The 19,016-nt window shown below is 63.7% G+C and carries 19 protein-coding genes and 1 tRNA gene; 6 read left to right on the top strand and 14 right to left on the bottom strand.

Annotated features, from left to right (window positions below):
• Window positions 1-6: 6 nt before the first annotated feature.
• Window positions 7-1,206, bottom strand: coding sequence for a phosphoglycerate kinase (locus P2T57_RS05225; protein ID WP_276301431.1), 1,200 nt, complete (start codon window positions 1,204-1,206; stop codon window positions 7-9).
• A gap of 146 nt (window positions 1,207-1,352) precedes the next feature.
• Between P2T57_RS05225 and P2T57_RS05220 the strand changes: the two genes are divergently transcribed.
• Together P2T57_RS05220 and P2T57_RS05215 are read left to right on the top strand one after the other, a co-directional pair.
• Entirely contained in the window at window positions 1,353-2,702 is a 1,350-nt protein-coding gene (locus P2T57_RS05220; protein ID WP_276301430.1) for an ABC transporter substrate-binding protein, read from the top strand.
• A 167-nt stretch (window positions 2,703-2,869) separates the two neighbouring features.
• The gene (locus P2T57_RS05215; protein WP_276301429.1) at window positions 2,870-4,171 is read left to right on the top strand and encodes an ABC transporter substrate-binding protein; all 1,302 of its coding nucleotides are present in this window, start codon (window positions 2,870-2,872) and stop codon (window positions 4,169-4,171) included.
• A 679-nt stretch (window positions 4,172-4,850) separates the two neighbouring features.
• Here P2T57_RS05215 and P2T57_RS05210 read toward each other — a convergent pair.
• The 7 genes from P2T57_RS05210 to P2T57_RS05180 form a co-directional block, all read right to left on the bottom strand.
• Window positions 4,851-5,603, bottom strand: a complete 753-nt coding sequence (locus P2T57_RS05210; RefSeq protein WP_276301428.1) for an ABC transporter ATP-binding protein — start codon at window positions 5,601-5,603, stop codon at window positions 4,851-4,853.
• A 3-nt stretch (window positions 5,604-5,606) separates the two neighbouring features.
• The gene (locus P2T57_RS05205; RefSeq protein WP_276301427.1) at window positions 5,607-6,611 is read right to left on the bottom strand and encodes an ABC transporter ATP-binding protein; all 1,005 of its coding nucleotides are present in this window, start codon (window positions 6,609-6,611) and stop codon (window positions 5,607-5,609) included.
• Entirely contained in the window at window positions 6,608-8,566 is a 1,959-nt protein-coding gene (locus P2T57_RS05200) for a branched-chain amino acid ABC transporter permease (RefSeq protein ID WP_276301426.1), read from the bottom strand. Before P2T57_RS05200 ends, P2T57_RS05205 begins: the two co-directional genes overlap by 4 nt.
• Window positions 8,567-8,570: 4 nt before the next feature.
• On the bottom strand, window positions 8,571-10,010 hold the full coding sequence (locus P2T57_RS05195) for a branched-chain amino acid ABC transporter permease (RefSeq protein ID WP_276301425.1): 1,440 nt from the start codon (window positions 10,008-10,010) through the stop codon (window positions 8,571-8,573).
• Between the two features lie 234 nt (window positions 10,011-10,244).
• Window positions 10,245-10,862 (bottom strand): CBS domain-containing protein, encoded by a 618-nt coding sequence (locus P2T57_RS05190; RefSeq protein ID WP_276301424.1) that lies wholly within the window; start codon window positions 10,860-10,862, stop codon window positions 10,245-10,247.
• A 146-nt stretch (window positions 10,863-11,008) separates the two neighbouring features.
• The gene (locus P2T57_RS05185; protein WP_276301423.1) at window positions 11,009-11,554 is read right to left on the bottom strand and encodes a hypothetical protein; all 546 of its coding nucleotides are present in this window, start codon (window positions 11,552-11,554) and stop codon (window positions 11,009-11,011) included.
• Window positions 11,555-11,729: 175 nt separating this feature from the next.
• Window positions 11,730-12,488, bottom strand: a complete 759-nt coding sequence (locus tag P2T57_RS05180) for a GTP cyclohydrolase IIa (RefSeq protein ID WP_276301422.1) — start codon at window positions 12,486-12,488, stop codon at window positions 11,730-11,732.
• A gap of 304 nt (window positions 12,489-12,792) precedes the next feature.
• Between P2T57_RS05180 and P2T57_RS05175 the strand changes: the two genes are divergently transcribed.
• The 3 genes from P2T57_RS05175 to udk all read left to right on the top strand — a co-directional run bounded on the left by P2T57_RS05175 (window position 12,793) and on the right by udk (window position 14,237).
• Complete coding sequence (locus P2T57_RS05175; protein WP_276301421.1) at window positions 12,793-12,987, top strand: cold-shock protein; 195 nt, start codon at window positions 12,793-12,795, stop codon at window positions 12,985-12,987.
• 159 nt (window positions 12,988-13,146) lie between these two features.
• A complete protein-coding gene (locus P2T57_RS05170) occupies window positions 13,147-13,341 on the top strand; it encodes a hypothetical protein (RefSeq protein WP_276301420.1) in 195 nt (64 codons plus the stop codon).
• Between the two features lie 119 nt (window positions 13,342-13,460).
• Window positions 13,461-14,237, top strand: coding sequence for a uridine kinase (gene udk / locus P2T57_RS05165; protein WP_276301419.1), 777 nt, complete (start codon window positions 13,461-13,463; stop codon window positions 14,235-14,237).
• 297 nt (window positions 14,238-14,534) lie between these two features.
• On the opposite strand, the gene P2T57_RS05160 is transcribed toward udk, so the two are convergent.
• The 3 genes from P2T57_RS05160 to P2T57_RS05150 all read right to left on the bottom strand — a co-directional run bounded on the left by P2T57_RS05160 (window position 14,535) and on the right by P2T57_RS05150 (window position 16,382).
• Window positions 14,535-14,855 carry a DUF5785 family protein gene (locus tag P2T57_RS05160; protein WP_276301418.1) on the bottom strand — a complete coding sequence of 107 codons (321 nt, stop codon included), beginning with the start codon at window positions 14,853-14,855 and terminating at the stop codon, window positions 14,535-14,537.
• 645 nt (window positions 14,856-15,500) lie between these two features.
• Window positions 15,501-15,583 (bottom strand) — tRNA-Ser (locus P2T57_RS05155).
• A 43-nt stretch (window positions 15,584-15,626) separates the two neighbouring features.
• Window positions 15,627-16,382, bottom strand: coding sequence for a TIGR04282 family arsenosugar biosynthesis glycosyltransferase (locus tag P2T57_RS05150; protein ID WP_276301417.1), 756 nt, complete (start codon window positions 16,380-16,382; stop codon window positions 15,627-15,629).
• A gap of 373 nt (window positions 16,383-16,755) precedes the next feature.
• Between P2T57_RS05150 and P2T57_RS05145 the strand changes: the two genes are divergently transcribed.
• Window positions 16,756-16,959 (top strand): hypothetical protein, encoded by a 204-nt coding sequence (locus P2T57_RS05145; RefSeq protein WP_276301416.1) that lies wholly within the window; start codon window positions 16,756-16,758, stop codon window positions 16,957-16,959.
• Between the two features lie 19 nt (window positions 16,960-16,978).
• Here P2T57_RS05145 and P2T57_RS05140 read toward each other — a convergent pair whose 3' ends face one another.
• The 3 genes from P2T57_RS05140 to P2T57_RS05130 all read right to left on the bottom strand — a co-directional run bounded on the left by P2T57_RS05140 (window position 16,979) and on the right by P2T57_RS05130 (window position 18,955).
• Window positions 16,979-17,605 (bottom strand): uracil-DNA glycosylase, encoded by a 627-nt coding sequence (locus tag P2T57_RS05140; protein WP_276301415.1) that lies wholly within the window; start codon window positions 17,603-17,605, stop codon window positions 16,979-16,981.
• Between the two features lie 71 nt (window positions 17,606-17,676).
• Complete coding sequence (locus tag P2T57_RS05135) at window positions 17,677-18,606, bottom strand: winged helix-turn-helix domain-containing protein (protein ID WP_276301414.1); 930 nt, start codon at window positions 18,604-18,606, stop codon at window positions 17,677-17,679.
• Between the two features lie 13 nt (window positions 18,607-18,619).
• Window positions 18,620-18,955 carry a HalOD1 output domain-containing protein gene (locus tag P2T57_RS05130; RefSeq protein WP_276301413.1) on the bottom strand — a complete coding sequence of 112 codons (336 nt, stop codon included), beginning with the start codon at window positions 18,953-18,955 and terminating at the stop codon, window positions 18,620-18,622.
• Window positions 18,956-19,016: the final 61 nt, after the last annotated feature.

The following is a 19,016-nucleotide window of genomic DNA, read 5'->3' as shown; positions in this document are numbered from 1 at the left end:
GAACTGTCAGTTCCGAAGCGCCTCGACGGCGGGCAGGTCCTCGCCGGTCAGCATGTTGAGCGCCGCACCGCCGCCGGTGCTAACGTGGTCGAAGCCCTCGATGCCGAAGCGTCGAATCGCGGCCGCGGTGTCGCCGCCCCCGACGACGCTGTACTCGGCCTCGGTGGCGATTTCGAAAAGGTCCCGCGTCCCGTGAGCGAACGTCTCGTCCTCGAAGACGCCCGCCGGACCGTTGAGGACCACCGTTCCCGAACCCCGGACGACCTCGCCGTAGGATTCGACCGTCGCCGACCCGAGGTCCATCGCGGACTCGCCCTCCTCGGGCGGGAGGCCTTCGACCGGGATTTCGTGGCGCTCGCCGTCTCGCTCGACCGCGAGGTCCTCGGGGAGCGCGATACGGTCGCCGTACTCCTCGAGCAGGTCGCCGGCGCGGTCGATTTCGTCCCAGTACCCCTGTTCGTAGATGAAGTCGGCGCTGGCGTCGCCGAGATTGACGCCATCGGCGAGGAGGAACACGTTAGCGACGACGCCAGTCGTCAGCACTCGGTCGGCCAGTCCGCGTTCGAGGACGCTCTCGATGACCGCCATCGAGTCGGGGACCTTCGCGCCGCCGACGACGTAGGTCCGGGGTTCGGGCGTCCGCTCGATGTCGCCGAGTACGTCGAGTTCCTGCTCCATCACTCGGCCCGCGTAGCCCGGAACTCGGGCGGGGAAGCCGACGATGGAGGGCTGTGAGCGGTGGGCCGCCGCGAAGGCGTCGTTGACGTAGGCGTCGAGGACGCCCACGAGTTTGTCCACGAGTTCGGTCTGTCCGGCGCGGTCGGGTGAGAACTCCATGTACTCCTCGCTGTAGAATCGGGTGTTCTCTAGCAGGACGGCCTCGCCGTCGCTCAGGTTCTCGACGGTCCGGCGGGCGTCAGCCGAAAAGGTAGCGTCCGAGTAATCGACCGGCGCGTCGAGCATCTCGTCGAGACGCTCGGCGTGAGGGCGGAGGTCCCTGAACTCGTCGCCGCCCGGTCGGCCTTGGTGGGCGAGAATTGCGACCCGACCTCCTCGGTCCAGCAGTTCCGAGAGGGTCTCGACGTGGGCGCGAAGCCGAGCGTCGTCGGCCAGCGTCCCGTCGTCATCGAGAGGGCTGTTGATGTCGATACGCACTCCCAGCGTGGTCCCTTGGACGGCGAGGTCGTCAAGGGTCTGTATCGGCATGTACGTGACTCCGACAGCGGGAGTGATATATGTGTCGGGCTGTCTGACAAATAAAAATTCGATTCCGAGTGAACTTTCAGACAGCATGAGTTGGGTTCACATATTGCAAACTTTTTTATACCGAGTGCGAGACATGGTGATAGAGTATGACACGCAAGAACAAGTCGCGTCGCTCGTATCTGAAAACGAGCGGGGCGGCGCTCGGTGCCGTAGGCCTGACCGGTCTCGCCGGGTGTATGGGCGGTAACTCGGGAGACGGGACGACGACCGACGAGACGACTGACGGAATGTCCGACGGGACCACCGAGGAGGACGACCAGTCGGACGGTAGTCAGAGCCAGAGCGACCAACCGATTGCGATGGGGTCGATTCTCCCGATTACGGGAAGCCTCAGCGCCTACGGGGCCGGGATGCAGAAGGCGGTAAACCTCGCGGCCAAGCACATCAACGACGCCGGCGGTCCGCTCGGCCGACAGGTCAAACTGGTCAACAAGGACAGCGAGACCAAACCCGCCAAGGCGACCCAGAAGTACCGGTCGCTGGTCAACGAGGAGGACATCGTTGGCTTCGTCGGCGCGGCGTCTAGCGGGGTGTCGGTTCCGCTGGCCCAACAGGTCGCCGCCGACCAAGTGATGCAGGTGAGCAACGCCAGCACGACGCCTGCCCTCTCCCAAATCGGCTACAACGACGACGAGTCGGTCAAGTACTTCGGTCGGACAGCGCCCAACGACGGCCAGCAGGGCATCGTGATGGGTCAGATTCTGAACGACGACAAGTACATCGGCGCGGACAAAGCGGCCTTCCTCTACGTGGACAACCCCTACGGCGAGGGACTGGCCAAGCGGGCGAAAGCGGCCTTCGACGGCGAGACGGTCGGGATGGTGCCCTACAGCAAGAAGTCCAGCGACTACACCTCGACGCTGGACAAACTGTTCGCCAACAGTCCCGACGCGGTCGGGTTCGTGGGCTACCCCGGCAACGGGAAGACCATCCTCCGGCAGTGGTCGAACGGCGGGTACGGCGGCGAGTGGGTCCTCAGCGAGGGCCTGAACTCCAAGGAGTTCTTCCAGAACAACAAGTCCGTCACCGACGGGATGTACCTCGCGTCGCCCAGTCCCGAGTCCACCAAGAGCGCAGACACCTTCGACGAGGAGATGGGCGGACAGTCCGGGACGCTGTTCGCGCCCCACGCCTACGACGGCCTGTTCCTCCAAGCCCTCGCCATGCACAAGGCCGGGGAAGCATCCGGGAAAGCCGTCGCCGAGAACATCCGGTCGGTTTCGCGCGACGGGACGAAGGTCTACGCCGGCGAGTTCCAGAAGGCCAAGGACCTGCTTGACGAGGGCGAGAGCATCAACTACCAAGGCGCGTCGAGTCCGGTGGACATGAACGAGTCGCTCGAACCGCTCAACCGGTTCGCCATCATGCAGGTCAAGCAGGCCAAGCGCGAGGAACTGGAGACGATTCCGCGGACGTACTTCGAAGGGAAACTGTAAGGCTCCGCCCACGTTCGGCAGACTACTTCCGTCCCGCCGGAGCGGTCGAATCGCCTGCGGACGGACGCTCTCTGTCGTCGGTTGTCGATTCAGATTGAACTATCGGGGCGTTTGCCGACAAACATACACAATTGTTTATTACTGTCACGTCGTGTTCTACGTCGGAGATGTCAGAGAAATATCGAACGACGCGGCGGAACTACGTGAAAGGCGCGACGGTCGCGGGGGTGGCCGGGTTGACTGGACTGACGGCGTCGGCGACTGCGCGGCAGGGCGGTCCCATCCAGATGGGGTCGATTCTCCCGATTACGGGGAACCTCAGCGCCTACGGGAGCGGGATGCAGAAGGCGGTCAACATCGCGGTGCAGGACGTGAACGACGCCGGCGGACCGCTCGACCGGCAAATCAACATGTCCAACACCGACAGCCAGACCCGACCGTCGCAGGCCATCCAGCGCTACAACTCGCTGGTCAACGAGCAGAACATCATCGGGTTCGTCGGCGCGGCCTCCAGCGGAGTGTCGGTCCCGCTTGCCCAGAACGTCGCGTCCGACCAAGTGATGCAGATGAGCAACGCCAGCACGACCCCCGCCCTCTCAGAAATCGGGTACAACGAGGACGGCAGTCTCAAGTACTTCGGCCGGACCGCGCCCAACGACGCCCAACAGGGCATCGTGATGGGCCGCATCCTGAGCGACGACGAGTACATCGGCGCTGACAGCGCGGCCTTCCTCTTTGTGGACAACCCCTACGGGCAGGGACTGGCCGAACGCGCCCGCGAGCAGTTCCAAGGCGAGACGGTCGGGATGGTCGGCTACAGCCAACGCGCCAGCGACTACACCTCGACGCTCGACTCGCTGTTCCAGAATAATCCCGACGCCATCGGGTTCATCGGCTATCCGGGCAACGGCCGGACCATCCTCAACCAGTGGAACAACGGCGGGTACGGCGGCGAGTGGGTTCTCAGCGAGGGCCTGAACTCCTCGGAGTTCCTGACCAGTCTGAGCAACATCACCGCCGGGATGTATCTGGCTTCGCCCGACCCCGAGGAGACCCGCGGTCGGACCGCGTTCGAGGAGAAGATGGGCGAGCAGGCCGGGACGCTGTTCGCGCCCCACGCCTACGACGGTCTGTTCCTCCAAGCCCTCGCCATGGAGGCTGGGGGCGAGGCCAGTGGAACTGCCATCGCCCAGAACATCCGGTCGGTCTCGCGCGAAGGCCAGACGGTCACGGTCGGCGAGTTCCAGAAGGCCAAGGACCTGCTGGCGAACGGCGAGGACATCAACTATCAGGGCGCGTCGAGTCCGGTCAACCTCAACGAGGCCCTCGAACCCCTCAACCGGTTCGCCATCCTTCAGGTGCAGGACGACGGGTCGCGCGAGACGCTGGAACAGATTCCGCGGAGTTTCTTCCAAGGCCGACTCGGCGGCGGAGGCGGCGGGACGACCACCACGACGACCACGAACTGAGGAACGGTCTCCAGCGGCCGACGCTGGATTTTTTCGCATTCGGCGCGCGAGCAGGTGAATCGTCGATATAGACGTGATTACATTTTCTTAAGAATTGTTTTTGATTGCTAGAGATAATATTAGGAGTGTCTATTCGGTCGGGATTTCGGCCGACTCCGACACGAAGGTTGAAATACGAGACCGGGACGAATCCCGGCCGGACGCTTCGCGCGGTTACTCGGAGTCAGGGCCGAGGACCGCCAGTCCGACTACCCCGAGAGGGCTGAGCCATCTCGTGAGTCGCATCGCTATCTTCTCGTTCCGATGCTGGCTCTGTGGGCACCAGCGCGGAACCAGCGAGGGAAGGGTGAGTTAGCCTCAGGTGTGACGGCTCAAGTCGTCATCGCTACCGCGACGGCGAGGACACGGCAGAGCTAGCTTCAGGCTTGAGCAACGCCGTCTACCGCACCGCGACCGCGGGCCTCACGCCTCCCCAACCGATTGCGCTTCTCGACCATTCGGCCTGCGATGCTCATCCACCGGCAGACAAACCGCGTCTGCCGAGCCTGCGCTCGCTCCGCTCGCGCAGACCTCGCGCGGTTGGCGGGACCACGAGAGGTCCCGCCAGCACGCGCCGGGCCGGGAGATTCATCTCTCCGAAACAGCGAGTGACAGCGAAAAGAGCGACAGAACCGCCGCCTCAGTCGTCGGTCGCGGCCTCGCCGGTATCGCCGGTGTCGCCACCGCCGCCACCGCCAAGGTAGAGTTCCGTGACCTCCTCGTTGTCCAGCAGGGCGTCGCCGGTGTCCTCGAAGCGGTTCTCGCCCATCTCCAGCACGTAGCCCCGGTCGGAGTTCCGCAGGGCCTTCCGAGCGTTCTGCTCGACCATCAGGATGGCCGTGCCCGACTCGTTGATTTCGATTATCTTCTCGAACACCTCGTCCACGAGGTCCGGCGCGAGGCCCGCGCTCGGTTCGTCCACCAGCATCAGGTCCGGGTCCACCATCAGGCCTCGGCCCATGGCGAGCATCTGCTGTTGGCCGCCCGACATGGTGCCCGCTTTTTGATTCTGGCGCTCCTCCAGAATCGGGAAGCGGTCGAAGACCTCCTGTAGGGCGTCCTCGGGCATCGAGTCGAGGATGTACGCGCCCATCTCCAGATTCTCCCGGACCGTCAGGTTCGGGAAGACGTTCTCGGTCTGGGGCACGTAGCACATCCCCTCGCGGGTAATCTCGTCCGGCCGGAGGTCGGTGATGTCGCCGCCGTCGAAGGTGACGGTGCCCTCCCAGCAGTCGATGAGACCGAAGACGGCCTTCATGAACGTCGATTTCCCGGCCCCGTTGGGTCCGATGATGCAGACGATTTCGTCGTCTGCCACGTCCATCGAGACGCCGTGGAGGATTTGGGCGTCGCCGTAACCCGACACGATGTCGCGGGCTTCCAGTAGCGCCACGAACTATCCCCCCAAGTAGGCGTCCACAACTCGTTGGTCGTTCTGTACCTCTGCCGGCGTGCCTTGCATCAGCTTCTTGCCTTGGTCCATGACGATAATCGTGTCCGAGAGGTTCATGATGACCTCCATGTCGTGTTCGACGATGCAGAACGTGTAGCCTTGGTCGCGGAGGCTCTCGATTCGTTCGAGCAACTTCTCGGTCAGCGCGGGGTTGACCCCGGCGACCGGTTCGTCCAGCAGGATGAGGTCCGGGTCGGTCATCAGCACGCGACCCAACTCCAGCAGTTTCCGCTGGCCGCCAGAGAGGTTGCCCGCGTACTCGTTGGTGAGGTGGTCGAGTTCGAGGAACTCCAGCATCTCGACCGCGCGCTGGCGAACGTCGTCCTCTTCTTCGGCCACTGCACCCCGCCGGAACCACGCGTTCGTCAGACTCTCGCCGCGCTGGTCTTGGGGCGCGAGCATCAGGTTCTCCAGCACGGTCATCCCCTGCAGTTCGCGGGTCAACTGGAAGGTCCGCGAGAGGCCCGCCTGCGAGACCCGGAATGGCCGCTTGTTCCGGACTTCGAGGTAGTCGTTTTTGACCTTCTCCTCGGCCTGATAGACGCCAGCGCCGAGGCCCGCGCCGACCAGCGCCGCGCCGCCGAGACCGAGCGTCGAGACCCCGGCCGACGCCGCGGCGGCGAGACCGATGCCGCCGAAGGTCATCCCGGACGCGCTCATCCAGATGCTCTGTTCGGTCTCGCTCGGGCGCATGATGTCCTGTAGGTCCTGATTCCGGTAGCGAATCTCTCCGCCGTCCGGTTCGTAGAACCCGCTGATGAGGTTGAACGTGGTGGTCTTTCCGGCACCGTTGGGACCGATGAGGCCAGTGACCGTTCCCTCCTCTACCTCGAAGGTCGCGCCGTCTACGGCGGTAATCCCGCCGAAGGTCTTTCGCAGGCCCTCGACTTCGAGGATTGCTTGCCCGGTTCCGTGCGTCTCGCGTTCGGCTTCGACTGTTTCGCTCATTCTTCGGACACCTCCGCGAGGGTTCGTTTCTCGCCCCACAGCCCTTCGGGACGGTAGTAGAGGATGACGATGAGGAGCGCCCCGATGAACGCCAGTCGGAGCGCCGAAATCGAACTCCCGGCCGCGGTCGGGAAGAACGCCTTGATGTCGGCAGTCGCCTTCTGGAAGGCCCAGTAGATGGTCGAACCCAGAATCATCCCCTTGTTGTTGGCGGTCCCGCCGATGATGAGCGCGAGGAAGGCGATGAACGTGATTCGGGGCGCGAACATCGTGTGGACCAGACTCTGGAAGTAGATGGCGGTCAGGCCGCCGGCGAACCCGGCCAGCGCCGACCCGAGCATCATGCTCTGGACCTTGTAGGCGAAGGTGTTCTTGCCCAGTGAGGTCGCCACGTCCTCGTCCTCTCGGATGGCCTTCAGCACCCGGCCGAACGGCGATTCGACTGTAATCTCCGAGAGGTAGTACAGCATCGCCAGCGACGCCAGCGTCAGCACCAACAGGAACCGCGAGTAGCCGAACGCGGCCCCGGCGAAGTCGAACTGGAGCATCATATCGACCGGGCTTCTGGTGAACGTCAACAGCCAGAACAGGTTCTGGAAGGTGTTGTCCACCACCGCGCCGACGCCGTTGCGCTGGAAGGGCACGATGCTGGCCATCACAAAGTACCGGATGGCGAACAGCCAAATCGCGCCGACGCCGACGATGCGGACGAACTCGACGCCCGACCCGAACCGACCCCAGTTCGACCCGACGTAGTAGACGCCGTAGAGGAAGGCCACCAGCAGGCCCATCGTCACGAATAGACCGACACTGCTCATCACGTCGCCCGACCCGCCGCCGAGGACGATGAGGGGTGCGAAACACGCGACGAAGATGACCGCCAGTGCGAGCGAGATACCGAAGTCTCGGCCCGAGAGGTCGCTGTACCGGCGAGCAACCGCGACAGCGCCGAACACCCACGTGAACAGCGACAGCGCTGAAAGGAAGATGAACGCGACGACCGGCGAACTGCCGACGACGAGCGCGGCCCCGAATGCGACTGTCGCCGTGACCGCGCCGGCCAGCGGCGCGTACCGCCGGTCGGAGCCGTAGAATCCCGCGGTAATCGCGGCGAAGACGACGAGGCCGAACAGCCAGTCGAGGCTCACGCCGAAGGGAGACCACCACTCGAAGGATTGCCAGACGAGGACGCCCGCAATCAGACCGAACAGGGCACCGATGCCGAGGAGCGCGCGCTGTTCGGACTCGCTAGTCTGCATCCGGGACCGGCGGGCCGCGACGTAGCCGACTCCGAGTGTCGTCACTGCGAGGAGACCGTCGATGGCCCACCCGCCGATACCGGGGGTGCCAGAAATCGTCCGGCCGCGCGTGACGCCACCGTCGGCCTCTCGCGCACTGCCGCCGTCCGCCGCGATTTCCGACCCGCGCTCGGTGCCGACCTGCGCGAGGACGTAGGTCGCAACGGTCCACAGCACGAGAACGACGAAGCCCAGAAGCGCGGCGGTCTGGACCGTCTCACCCGGAAGCGGGAAGAAGTCCCGGAAGGGTTGGCTGAATCCCCGGAGCGAACCGGGACCGTTCGCTAGCCAGCCTTCGGACTGGATGATGCGCTTGAGGATGACCGAGATGCCGAGGACTGCGATTGCTAAGTAGTCCTCTCTGAGGCGTATCGCCGGGAGCGCGACCAGCATCCCGAGGAGGCCGGCAACTATCGTCCCGACAGCGATTGCCGGGAGCCACGGCCAACTCCACCCGAGGATGTATGTGGTGAACGCCTGTTCGCTGGCGGGCGGGAGGACCAGCAGGGCGGTGACGTAGGCCCCGGTCAGGTAGAACGCCACGTGCCCGATGTCTAACAGTCCGGTGTAGCCGAACTTGATGTTCAGTCCGAGCGCGAGTATCGCGTAGATACCCACGATGATGCCGAGCGAGACGAGGCTTGATGATAGTGCCATAGTGTTATCCTCCCGTAATTCCCTCCGGCTTGACTAGCAACACGACGAACAGGATGGCAAACGCGATGGGGATGCGGTAGACCGACCCGATGTCGGGAATCGCGTAGATGCCGACGTCCATCGACAGGCCGACGATGTAGCTCCCGAGAATCGCGCCGTACACCGACTGGAGGCCGCCGAGGATGACCCCGGCGAACATCGGGAGCAGGAGGAAGAATCCCATGTTGACTGTCAGTTGACTGAACAGGACCCCGAGCATCACGCCGCCGACTGCGGCGAACGCCCCGGCGATAATCCACGTCGCCATCATCACGCGGTCGGTGTTGATGCCGGTAATCTTGGCGAGGTCGATGTTGTCGCTGGAGGCCCGCATCGCCTTCCCGAGTTTGGTCTCCTGAAGCAGGAAGTGGAGCAGGCCCATCATCACGACGGCGATGACGACCACCGACGCCCGCATCACCGAGAGTCGGATGCGAGTCTCGAAGGCCGCCGAGTTGGGAATCGACCCGCCGCCGGCCAGCAGGAACAACAGCGCGCCGAACGTCGCCAGACCGGCGAGCGCCGCGGTGAGTTTCGGGCCGATGGTGTGACTGGTACCGTACCCTTCCGCGCCGCCGGTCCGCCAGCGGTAGGCCACAGCGGCGATACCGACCGTCACCGCGACTAGCGCGACGACCGCGAGCCACGAGTACGTCGAGGTGAACATCGCTTGGTCGGGGTTCGGGCCGGTGTCGATGACGTGCATCGTGATGCCCGACCCGGTGACGTAGAGGTCGAAGAACTTCGCGGCCGAGAGGCCCACGTCGTAGCCGAACACCTTCCCGACCTGCGGGACGACGTAGGTCCGGACCTGCCCGCCGTAGAGCGCCTGCGTGCCGAACCGGAGGACGAACGACAGGCCCAGCGTGACGATGAGCATCGTGGCCAGCGAGGCGTCCTTGGCCCGGAACTTCTGGAAGACGACCTTCTCCAAGAAGGGCGCAATCCACGCCAGCATCAGCGCCGAGAGGAGCAGGCCGGTCCAAATCGACGGGAAGCCGATTGTGACGAAGACGCCCAGAACCGCGGCCACGGCGACGTGGACGCCGACCGCGAGCGCGGGATTCGGGTCGCCGGGCCACCACGACCCCTTCAGCGCCGACACGCCGCCCAGTAAGTACACCGCGGCGAGCGCCGACCCGCCAGCGAGCAGGAACAGGACCGCGAACCCGACTGTGCCGAGTTCGCGGGGGGACTGCGCTAGCAGTTCGAAGACCGGCACTGTCTCCGGCTTGTTGACGAACAGCGCCATGTACGCCCCGAGCATGAGGAGTTCGCCGTGGGCGAAGTTCGGGACTTCGGCGATGTTGTACACCAGCGACAACCCGATAGCGCCGAGCGCCACGATACTCCCCGTGACGAGGCCCGTCACGATGGCGTTTGCCAACCCGGTGCTAGGTGGCATGAGTTACCACCTCGTATGCTTGATTGTCACAACCTACCATATGACGTATCTCGCAAGCCCGACCTATTTGTGTCTTGTGCTTTTTCACCCCCCGAAAACCCCTGATACCCGCCAAATGGTCGTCAGACTCCCTCGGTCGTCGGCAAAAATCGAGTTCGGCGTCCAGCAATCGGTCGGCCAGTCGGCAGTCGCGGCCCGGCCAGCGGTTCCAATCGGGCCGGCGGAGCGCCCGCGCTACACCTCCCGGCAGTCGGCGCAGATGAGTTGGCCGTTGACGTTGGCGAGTTCCCTGCTCAGGGTGCCACAGGCCTCGCAGATGCTCCGGTCGGAGTACTGAGACTGGGTGCCGTTATCCGCGAAGGCCTCGGCGGGTTCGCCCGAGGAGGTCTCTCCGACCATTCGCTCGTCGCCGACCAGACCGCCGCCGCCGACCTCGCGGGGCGACTCGTCGCCGAGCGACGGGACGCTCGACAGCGACGCCGACGCCGAAATCACGTCGCGCTCCGAGAGGAGACCGACGAGTTCCTCGTCGTTGGTCACGAGGAGTCTGCGGATGTCCTCGCGCGACATCGTTCCCGCCGCGTCCGAGAGTTTCCGGTCCGCGTTCACCGACACGACCGGTTCGGACATCACCGACGAGACTTGGGTCTCGGCCGGGTCGCGCTCGTCGGCCAGAAGCGCGAGTACGTCCGATTCGGTCATGACGCCGACCGGTTCGCTCCCCCGGAGGACGACGACGCACCCCACGCCGTCCTCGTCCATGAGTTTGACCGCTCCTAAAACCGTATCAGATTCGCTGACGCCGACGTACTCTCGGGACATCACGTCCCGAACGCTCACTTCGCCTTCCATGTGCGAAAGATTGCCATAGGTTCTCTAAAAAGTATCCCCGGCAGGCTTAAGCCCGTGACGGGCATACGTTAACAGTTGTCTGGATTCTGCGGGAGAAATTGGCGGTTCCGCGCCGAAGTATCAGAAATGTAGAATCACCGCGGCGGTTAGCCATCGACCCGTGCAGTCGTCTCGCCCCGCTTGCGGCCGTAGCGCGCCGCGAGTTCGTCCAGTTCGTCGGCGTAGCGCGCGTCGAGGCGCTCGACCTCGCGCCGTCCGTCGTCGGTCAGAATCCAGTCGGTGACGCGAGCGTCGTCCGAGACTCGCTCGTAGGCCGTCGGGTCGTCTGGGTCGCCCTTGCACGCCCCGAGGTCGAACCGGGGGTCGCCGAGGGCGTCCTCGGACAACTCCTCGACGCGCTGGACGAGACCCTTCTCGTGGAGTTGGGTGAACGTCCGCCGGACGGTGGATTTCCGGACGGTCGCACCAGCAGACCCCTTCGGACCGACGTTGGCGTAGTCGCCGCGCTCGATGACCGCCGCGATGTCGTCCAAGACGCCGCTGACGGTGGTCGGCGCGTAGCCCTCGCTCCCGTCGCCCGCCATGTGGTGGAGGATGGTGCGCTCGATGTGACCGCTGGTCCGTAGCTCTGCGCCTTCCGGCGGGTCCTCGGACTGTTCGTCTGCATCGAGATTTTGCGTGTCTTCTGACATACCATATGCAACGTATCCCCGTCGCATTAAGGGTTAGGGATGTTACGTATCGTGTGGCATGGAGTGATGGATAGCATTCCGGATAGCAATCACTACAATTCTCTAGGAATTGTACGTATTTGTATACGCTATCTACGTATAGTCGAAAAACTTCTAACTGTTTCTCGCTAGCCGGCTAGTCGATGACTACGCGGTCGCCGTCCTCTCTGCACTCCTCGAGGGCGTGCTTGGCCGCCATGCCCGCGGTCTGGGGGTTCGCGGCCTGTCCGACGCCGACCTTCAACTCGACTTCGACGGTATCCTGCACGTGCCGGATGGTGTCCTGATAGGCCTCCTCGTCCAAGTCGGGGGAGACCGCAATCACGTTGTCCCCGCCGACGAAGAACGAGAGGCCCCCGTGGGCGCGCCGGAAGTACCGCATCAGTTCGGCGTACCCCTGTTCGATGTGGATGAACGAGTCGAAGGCGTTCATCTGGTCGGTGTACTTGCCGGTAGCGTCGTTCACGTCGAAGTGCGCGATTTGCACGTCGTCGTCGGTCCGTTCGTCCGGGTCGAGGGTTCTCCCGCGGAGGATTTCGGTCCGGTCGGCCTCCTGTGCGCTCCCGGCGTCTTGGATACGCTCGGTCGCAGACGAGAGGGCCTCGACCGGACTCGGGTCCACGCCGACGCCGAAACTGACGGTGACGGGATACCGGTTGCCCACCGACTCTTGGAGGAGCGCGTGGTCGTCCTCGTCCATCCCGTTCGTGACCGCAATCATGTTGTCGAACCGGGTGAAGAAGACGTAGCCATCGCGGTTACCGACGAGTTGCGAGAGGTCGGCGTACAACCTCGATTGGAGGGTCTGGAGGTCCACTTCCCGGCGGGGTTCGGGCGTCACGGTCCACGGTCCGTAGTTGTCGATCTGAATCAGGGTGACCTGCGCGTTCGTCACAGTTACCCGTTGTTTTGTGGCCCTCGCTTATAAGCTATCCTAATTCTGGTAGTGTTTCCAGAACTGAGACTGAGTGCGCAGTCAGAACCACCCCGATTCGCCGACTCGATACAGTGTAATTACCGATGTAGACAGAACTTTCCGTGAAACCGCGGAATCGGGCGGGATTATCGAGCGAACTGACTGTACGGTCACACTCATCTAGTATCCTCCGAGTTTTGGAAGATATTCGTGCAAATACGGCCATATTTTCTATACGAACATCGAAATACTTATCCCTGATACGGACATGTGTCTAATTGCAATGGCAGAAGGAACTGTTGACTTCTTCAACGACACTGGCGGCTACGGTTTCATCGATACTGAGGACGCGGACGAAGACGTGTTCTTCCACATGGAAGACATCGGCGGCCCGGACCTCGAAGAGGGAACTGACGTAGAGTTTGACATCGAACAGGCCGACAAGGGCCCCCGCGCGACTAACCTCACGCGACTTTAAACGCGTCTTCAAGCCGCCGAGAGGCGGGTGAACGCGCTTTTTCCGACAATTACGCCCGGCGAGCGACGGCGCTGGTCGGCCGCATACTTCCGACAACACTGCCCACCGACGGGTGAGCCGTCGCTAGCTTTTTACTTCGGCTCCTCGTGAACTCCGCGCATGGTCTCGGAACCGGTCGCGTTCGGTTTCTCTACGCTCGGTACCGTCGTCGGTTCGGTCGTCATGCTCTACGGCGTCATGCTCACCGCCGGGGAATCGCTTCATACCTTCATGGTGGTCGGCGGTGCCATCGTCCTCGCGGCGATTGCAGTTCACACCGGCTTTCTGATGAGTCTGGACGAACAGCACGCCTGACGGTGTATTCGAGGAGTATCCGACAGGACGGAGCGACCGAGCGACCGAAACACCGTTCCGACGACAGGAAAAATCCGATTCCGAGGGATTCAAACCACAGTCTACCCTCCACCCTTTCAATGACCATCCCGTCGTTCGTCATCGGTATCGCGGGGGGAACTGGGGCCGGAAAGACGACGGTCGCCCGCGAAATCACCGAGGAGGTCGAAGATTCCGTGACGCGCATCCCGATGGACAACTACTACGAGGACCTGAGCCACCTCGATTTCGAGGAGCGCACGGAGGTCAACTACGACCATCCCTCGGCGTTCGAGTGGGAACTCCTGCGCGAACACATGGACGCCCTGCTGTCGGGCCAGACCATCGAGATGCCCCAGTACGATTTCTCGGAACACAATCGCAAAGACGAGACCCAGACGGTCGAACCGACCGACGTGGTGGTGCTTGAGGGCATCTTCGCGCTCTACGACGAGGAGGTCAACGAGATGCTCGACATCAAGGTTTACGTCGAGACGGACGCCGACGTGCGTATCCTCCGGCGCATCGAGCGCGACGTGGTGGACCGCGGCCGGGGCTTGGAGGGCGTCATCGACCAGTACCTCTCGACGGTCAAGCCGATGCACGAGCAGTTCGTCGCGCCGACGAAGAAGCGCGCCGACCTCATCATCCCGGAAGGCGCGAACGCCGTCGCGGTCAACCTCTTGGAGGAGAAGGTCCGGGCCGAAACCTACACCGACTCGGGGTCAACGTGGACTCTGAGCGACGAGGGCGTCGAACGCGAGGAGAACGAGCGTCTCGCCGTCACTGGTCCCAGCGCGACCGAGACAGAGCGCGAGGATGCTGGCCGAGAGGACTCAGACGCGGACCAGCGGTGGACCGACGAGAACTCGGAGTAGTCTGGTCCTGAGGGCGACGTGCCGCGAAGTGCGGCCAACCACACACGTCGCTCGGCGAATCAATCTACGCTCCTTGGCGGACTGAAAGGGCGAGCGGGGTTCGCGTTCGTCGTGGTCGTCTGCGTAGGCCACTATTTTGGGCGCGCAGAACTGCGCGCCCAAAATATCCTGCGTCAGCGACCGCGAACCCCGCGAGGGCTTTCGAAACCGTCGTTCCAATTCGACCGGCTACGCCGAACACTATCGAGGTCGTCCACAGAAATCGTTCGAGGAAAAACGGTAACTGAAATTTCGTTCCTAGGCGCTTTTCTTCTCGGGATTCTCGCCCTGCGGGTGGTAGTCCCAGAAGCCGCCCTTCCGCATGCCCGCGCCGACCGCCTTGTGGAAGTCCACGATGGTCTCGTACTCGTCGCCCTCGACGTACTCGAAGATGTCGCCGACGCTGACGACGCGCTGGTGGTTGATGCGAATCGGTTCGTCGGCGTGGGCCTCGACGAACTCCTGCTTCTGGAGGGGGAAGTCTTCCTCCTCGTCGAGTTTCTTGGCGAGAATCGCCATGCCGTACTTGCGTCCGCCTTCGCTCCCTTCTTCGCCATCGGGGTCGTGCGGCCAGTCCATGTCCGGAACGTGGCACGGGGTGCAAAAAGAGTTTACCGTTCGGCCGAGGGTTTCGGGGAATTGGTGTTGTGGGATGATTTTTGATTTCTTTAGTCTTGTACATATTGTTCTAACATAGAAACAGATTGTTTAAGGTTTAGAAAGCCCCACCCGGTTACGCTGAACCGTACCGGAGTTTGCCGTCACGACGAGAAACGGAGTGGTGAACGTTTAGAAAGCCCCCGCCCGGTCGCGGTCGCTCCGCGGGATACTCACGCCTCTCCGCACCGCCCGGCGTGAGTAGTGCCCGCGGAGACGACTAAAGTAAACGCGACCGGGCGGCCCCTTTCAGTCCACCCAAACTGTGGTTTGGTCAACCGGGCGTCTGCCGGTGGTTAGTCGGCCCGTCGGCGTCCGCGGTTCGGCGCTCGTCGCACTCCGCGCGACTCGCGCCGTCCCGAAAAGGCGCATAGTTGCTACTCGCCGTTTTGCGAGCGTCAGAATTACGGTGGGATTGGGATTTGAACCCAGAGCCAGACGGTCCGGGCGTGTGGTCGGGCCATTCCGGGCATGCGACTGGCAGGGGTTAAAATCCCAATCGGACTCGCTTTCCTCCTCACGGATTGCGAGCAGATGAACTGCTCGCAGATTGTTCGTCGGAAAAGACGGTGGGATTGGGATTTGAACCCAAGAGGCATGACGCCACCTGCTTTCAAGGCAGGCGCAATAGGCCGCTCTGCCATCCCACCGCGCACCCGACAGTACCAACTCGGGCGTCTAAGAACTGTCGGTCTACTCGCGGGTCAGTTCCGGGCCGTCCGCGCCCTCCTCGACTCGGAGGCCCCACTCGTCGAATAGCGTCGCGGTGTGTTCCGGGACGACGCGCCCGGCCTCGGTCCGAGCGTTGACCAGCGAAACCAGCGAGCAGAGGTCCTCGACGGTCCCGATACAGGTCTTGGCGGAGAGGAAACCGACCTCGTGGCCCGCGTCGGTGGCGCGGCGGGCCAGCGTCTCGATTTCAGGGGTGGCGTAGGCGTCCTCGAAGTCGATGGTGTCGGCGAACCCGGCGAAGTAGACCCGACCGCGCTCGCTCGGCCCGAGGACGACCGCGTTCCGCCGAATCTTCATCGCGGCGCTGTCGATTTCTTGGCGGGTCAGGAAGGGTGCGGTTCCGGGTACGACCGCGACCGAACTCACGCCCTCCTCGCCGAGGAGGTGCGTCACCGTGTTCCCAGCACGCGCCGAGAACGACGACCCGACTTGGACCTCGAAGCGGACCTCCTCGGTCGAGTCGAGGGCGTCGGCCGCCAGCGCGCGGACTTCGGCCTCGGCGGACTCGTCGCCGACGAACTCGTCGGCCAGCAGGTCGTCGGGTCGGTAGTTGACCAGCAGGTCGCCGCCGCTCCGGCGGACGGCGACGAAGGTGTCCTTGAGCGTCGCGGCGTAGAGGTCGGCCGCCTCCGATTCGGAGAGCGGCGACGATTCGGCAAGTTCGGGAAAGGCGAGACCCGGCCGCGGCGGGTCGGCGAAGACCGCGATGTGTGTCATATCTTCCCCTCGGGCGGCGCGAACCTTGAAAGTTTTAATCTGGGCTTCTGGGCAGTCGTGTCAAGTAAGTCGGTCGAAGTAGTTGGAGAAACAAACGAGACAGCAACGTCCTCGAAAGCCCTCGCGCGGTTCGCGGTCACGCGAACGAAGTGAGGGTGATCTCGGAGGACGCGGTTTGTCCTCCGGCGTTCGCTCACCGGGATATTCTCGCGCCTCTCAGCACCGCCCGGCGCTCGAATAGTGGCCCGCTGAGACGACCACGTGTTACGCGAACCGCGCTCGCCCTTTCAGTCCGCCAAGGAGATGGTCTGTGACACCGAGCGTCGCAGGCGGTTGGTCACACTTATTTCGACACGTGTCCTTATTTCCTCGTATGAACTGGTGGAAACTCCTCTCTGCGCTATCGGTCGCACTGCTGGCGTTCGTCGCGGCCGGTGCGCTCGTCGGTCTCGTACAGGTCGCGCTCGGAAACGTCGCCGCACTCGCGGTGCTGGCTCTGCTGGTCGTGGTCGTCCTCGCGCTGAGCAAGGCCGGAACCGGGCCGACCCGCGAACTGTCGAACCCCTACTGGGGATAGTCGGCGACCTGCCTCTTTCTCACCGACTCCGACGACCCTTCGTCTGGCGGTAATCGCCCGCCATCAGCGACTGGAAGTGGTCCACGAACGCCTCGCGGTCGGCCTCCGACTGCTCGCCGGGGTCGCGCATGGGGACGATTTCGAAGCCCCGGCCCCGAATCGTGGTGGCGTGGTCGTCCTCGGCGTCGAACTCGTCGGCCGGCGTCGTGGTGTACTCGGTGGCAATTTCGGTCAGCGCGCGCTGGCCGACCGGGACCAGAATCTCCGGGTTTATCATCCGAATTTCGGCGTTCAGGTAGGGTTCGCAGGTCCGAATCTCGTCGTCGGTCGGCGAACGCTCGGCGTGACACCGCGTCAGATAGGTCAGAAAGGCGTTCTCCAACTCGGGTTCGTCGTCTCCCGGCAGGGAGTTGTTGAGGCCGAGGTAGCCCAAGACGTTCTGGAGGACCTCTCCCTTCTCGCCGGTGAAGGGCACGCCCGTCCGGTCGGACTCGTCGTCGGGCATCTCGCCGACGAACAGGAAGTCCGCGCCCACGTCGCCGTAGCCGTGGACGACCCGCTCGCGGGTCTCGCAGAGTTCCGGGCAGTTCTCGCACTCGGCGTCCATCCCGAACGGGTTGGCGCGAGTCTGCTGGTTCGCGTCCATCGTCGGAACGGTAGAGTCCGCGCGGTAAAAGCCAGTCGGAGCGACTCGGCGTCGGTCGAGCAGTTCGGCACTCAGTCGGAATCGTCGCGCTCGACTGCCAGCGCCTGCCGCAGGTAGGGTTCGATGCGCCCGAAGTGATAGCTCGGCGAAACCCGTCCGTCCTCGCGGTCGTGGGAGACGAGGCCCAAGTCGGTCAGTTTCGGCAGGTGAACGTTTAGCAGTGAGACGTGGGCCGACTCGCGCTCGGCCGAACTCCGCTCGGCGATACCCTCTGCGAGCGTCTCCACCGAAATCGGCCCACCCTCCAACAGCGCACCGAGGACGTACCGTCTGCGGGCATCCGAGAGCGCGTCGAAGCAGTCGCTGACCGAGGGTTCGGTCATGGCCTCGGCCGCGCTTCCGGCGCACTCGACCACGGTGTCGAACAGCGAGGCCATCTCCCGAACGACCGCCGGGTCGTGGTTCTCGGGGGTCACTCCGACGTAGCCCACCGTGTCCCGAGCGTCGAGGAGTCGCACGAAGTCTTCGAGGAAGTCGACGGTCTCCTCGGTTCCGAGGCCGTCGAGGAGCGACGACGTGGCGTCGAAGTAGACCACAGTCCGGCCATCAGTCGGCCACGTGTCGAGATACCCGACGACCGCCTCGCGGATGGCCTCGGTGTCGGTCGGGTCGGCGACGCCCTGCACGATGTCGTGGTGGGGCGCGACCGGTGGCGGAGACCCGCCAGACCCGGACGAATCCGACGACGCGGCGGCAGAGCGCATTCGCTCGCCGACGCTAATCATGCCGATGTTCCGCGGTCGTCGTCCGGTCTGACTGGTCCACGCTTCGAGGAAGCCCTCGGTGCCGTCGTCGGTGACGGCCAGCGCGTCGGTGGGTCGCTCGGGGGCAACGGCGTCGAACAGGAGGTCGAGCGTCGATGCGTCTGTCGGCCGGCGTCGGAGGACGAACGTGTGGGGGTCGCCCTCTACGCAGGTTCGGATGAGTGTCGTATTTTGCACACCTGTCACCTCGTTAGTCTGTATCGGAAACGGAATCGTCTACGATGCGGACCCGGCCGTCGCTCCGCACGAGGACTTCGAGGCCGCAGACGCGGAAGGTGGTCTGGGCGTTCCCCTCGCGGTCGGCGAACAGCGAGTTGAGCGCGTCCGGGTCGATGCGGTCAGCGAGCGGGATAACCGTGTTGGTTGGGTCTACCTCCGCCACTTCTGCAATCGCCTGAATAACGGTGTCGGTGACGGTTCCCGTACCGTCGGGGTCGTATTTCGTCCGGTAGACGCCCGGTCGGTCCGGTGACTCGGTGAGACCGGCCCCATCGTCGGTCTCACTGCCCGTGTTACTTTTAGACACGTTTCTCTCCCTGTGTATGGTTCCATACAATAGATTAATAAAATTACCGGCGGCAGAAACA

This window comes from Halorussus lipolyticus, from assembly GCF_029338375.1.
GTDB classification, from domain to species: domain Archaea; phylum Halobacteriota; class Halobacteria; order Halobacteriales; family Haladaptataceae; genus Halorussus; species Halorussus lipolyticus.
Note: the sequence above shows the minus strand (reverse complement) of the source record. Positions and strands in the feature narration are given on the sequence as shown.

Coding starts and splice junctions, on each gene's coding strand:
- P2T57_RS05225 (WP_276301431.1), bottom strand. CDS start 1,206: ATGCCGATACAGACCCTTGACGACCTCGCCGTCCAAGGGACCACGCTG.
- P2T57_RS05220 (WP_276301430.1), top strand. CDS start 1,353: ATGACACGCAAGAACAAGTCGCGTCGCTCGTATCTGAAAACGAGCGGG.
- P2T57_RS05215 (WP_276301429.1), top strand. CDS start 2,870: ATGTCAGAGAAATATCGAACGACGCGGCGGAACTACGTGAAAGGCGCG.
- P2T57_RS05205 (WP_276301427.1), bottom strand. CDS start 6,611: ATGAGCGAAACAGTCGAAGCCGAACGCGAGACGCACGGAACCGGGCAA.
- P2T57_RS05200 (WP_276301426.1), bottom strand. CDS start 8,566: ATGGCACTATCATCAAGCCTCGTCTCGCTCGGCATCATCGTGGGTATC.
- P2T57_RS05195 (WP_276301425.1), bottom strand. CDS start 10,010: ATGCCACCTAGCACCGGGTTGGCAAACGCCATCGTGACGGGCCTCGTC.
- P2T57_RS05190 (WP_276301424.1), bottom strand. CDS start 10,862: ATGGAAGGCGAAGTGAGCGTTCGGGACGTGATGTCCCGAGAGTACGTC.
- P2T57_RS05185 (WP_276301423.1), bottom strand. CDS start 11,554: ATGTCAGAAGACACGCAAAATCTCGATGCAGACGAACAGTCCGAGGAC.
- P2T57_RS05175 (WP_276301421.1), top strand. CDS start 12,793: ATGGCAGAAGGAACTGTTGACTTCTTCAACGACACTGGCGGCTACGGT.
- P2T57_RS05170 (WP_276301420.1), top strand. CDS start 13,147: ATGGTCTCGGAACCGGTCGCGTTCGGTTTCTCTACGCTCGGTACCGTC.
- udk (WP_276301419.1), top strand. CDS start 13,461: ATGACCATCCCGTCGTTCGTCATCGGTATCGCGGGGGGAACTGGGGCC.
- P2T57_RS05160 (WP_276301418.1), bottom strand. CDS start 14,855: ATGGACTGGCCGCACGACCCCGATGGCGAAGAAGGGAGCGAAGGCGGA.
- P2T57_RS05150 (WP_276301417.1), bottom strand. CDS start 16,382: ATGACACACATCGCGGTCTTCGCCGACCCGCCGCGGCCGGGTCTCGCC.
- P2T57_RS05145 (WP_276301416.1), top strand. CDS start 16,756: ATGAACTGGTGGAAACTCCTCTCTGCGCTATCGGTCGCACTGCTGGCG.
- P2T57_RS05140 (WP_276301415.1), bottom strand. CDS start 17,605: ATGGACGCGAACCAGCAGACTCGCGCCAACCCGTTCGGGATGGACGCC.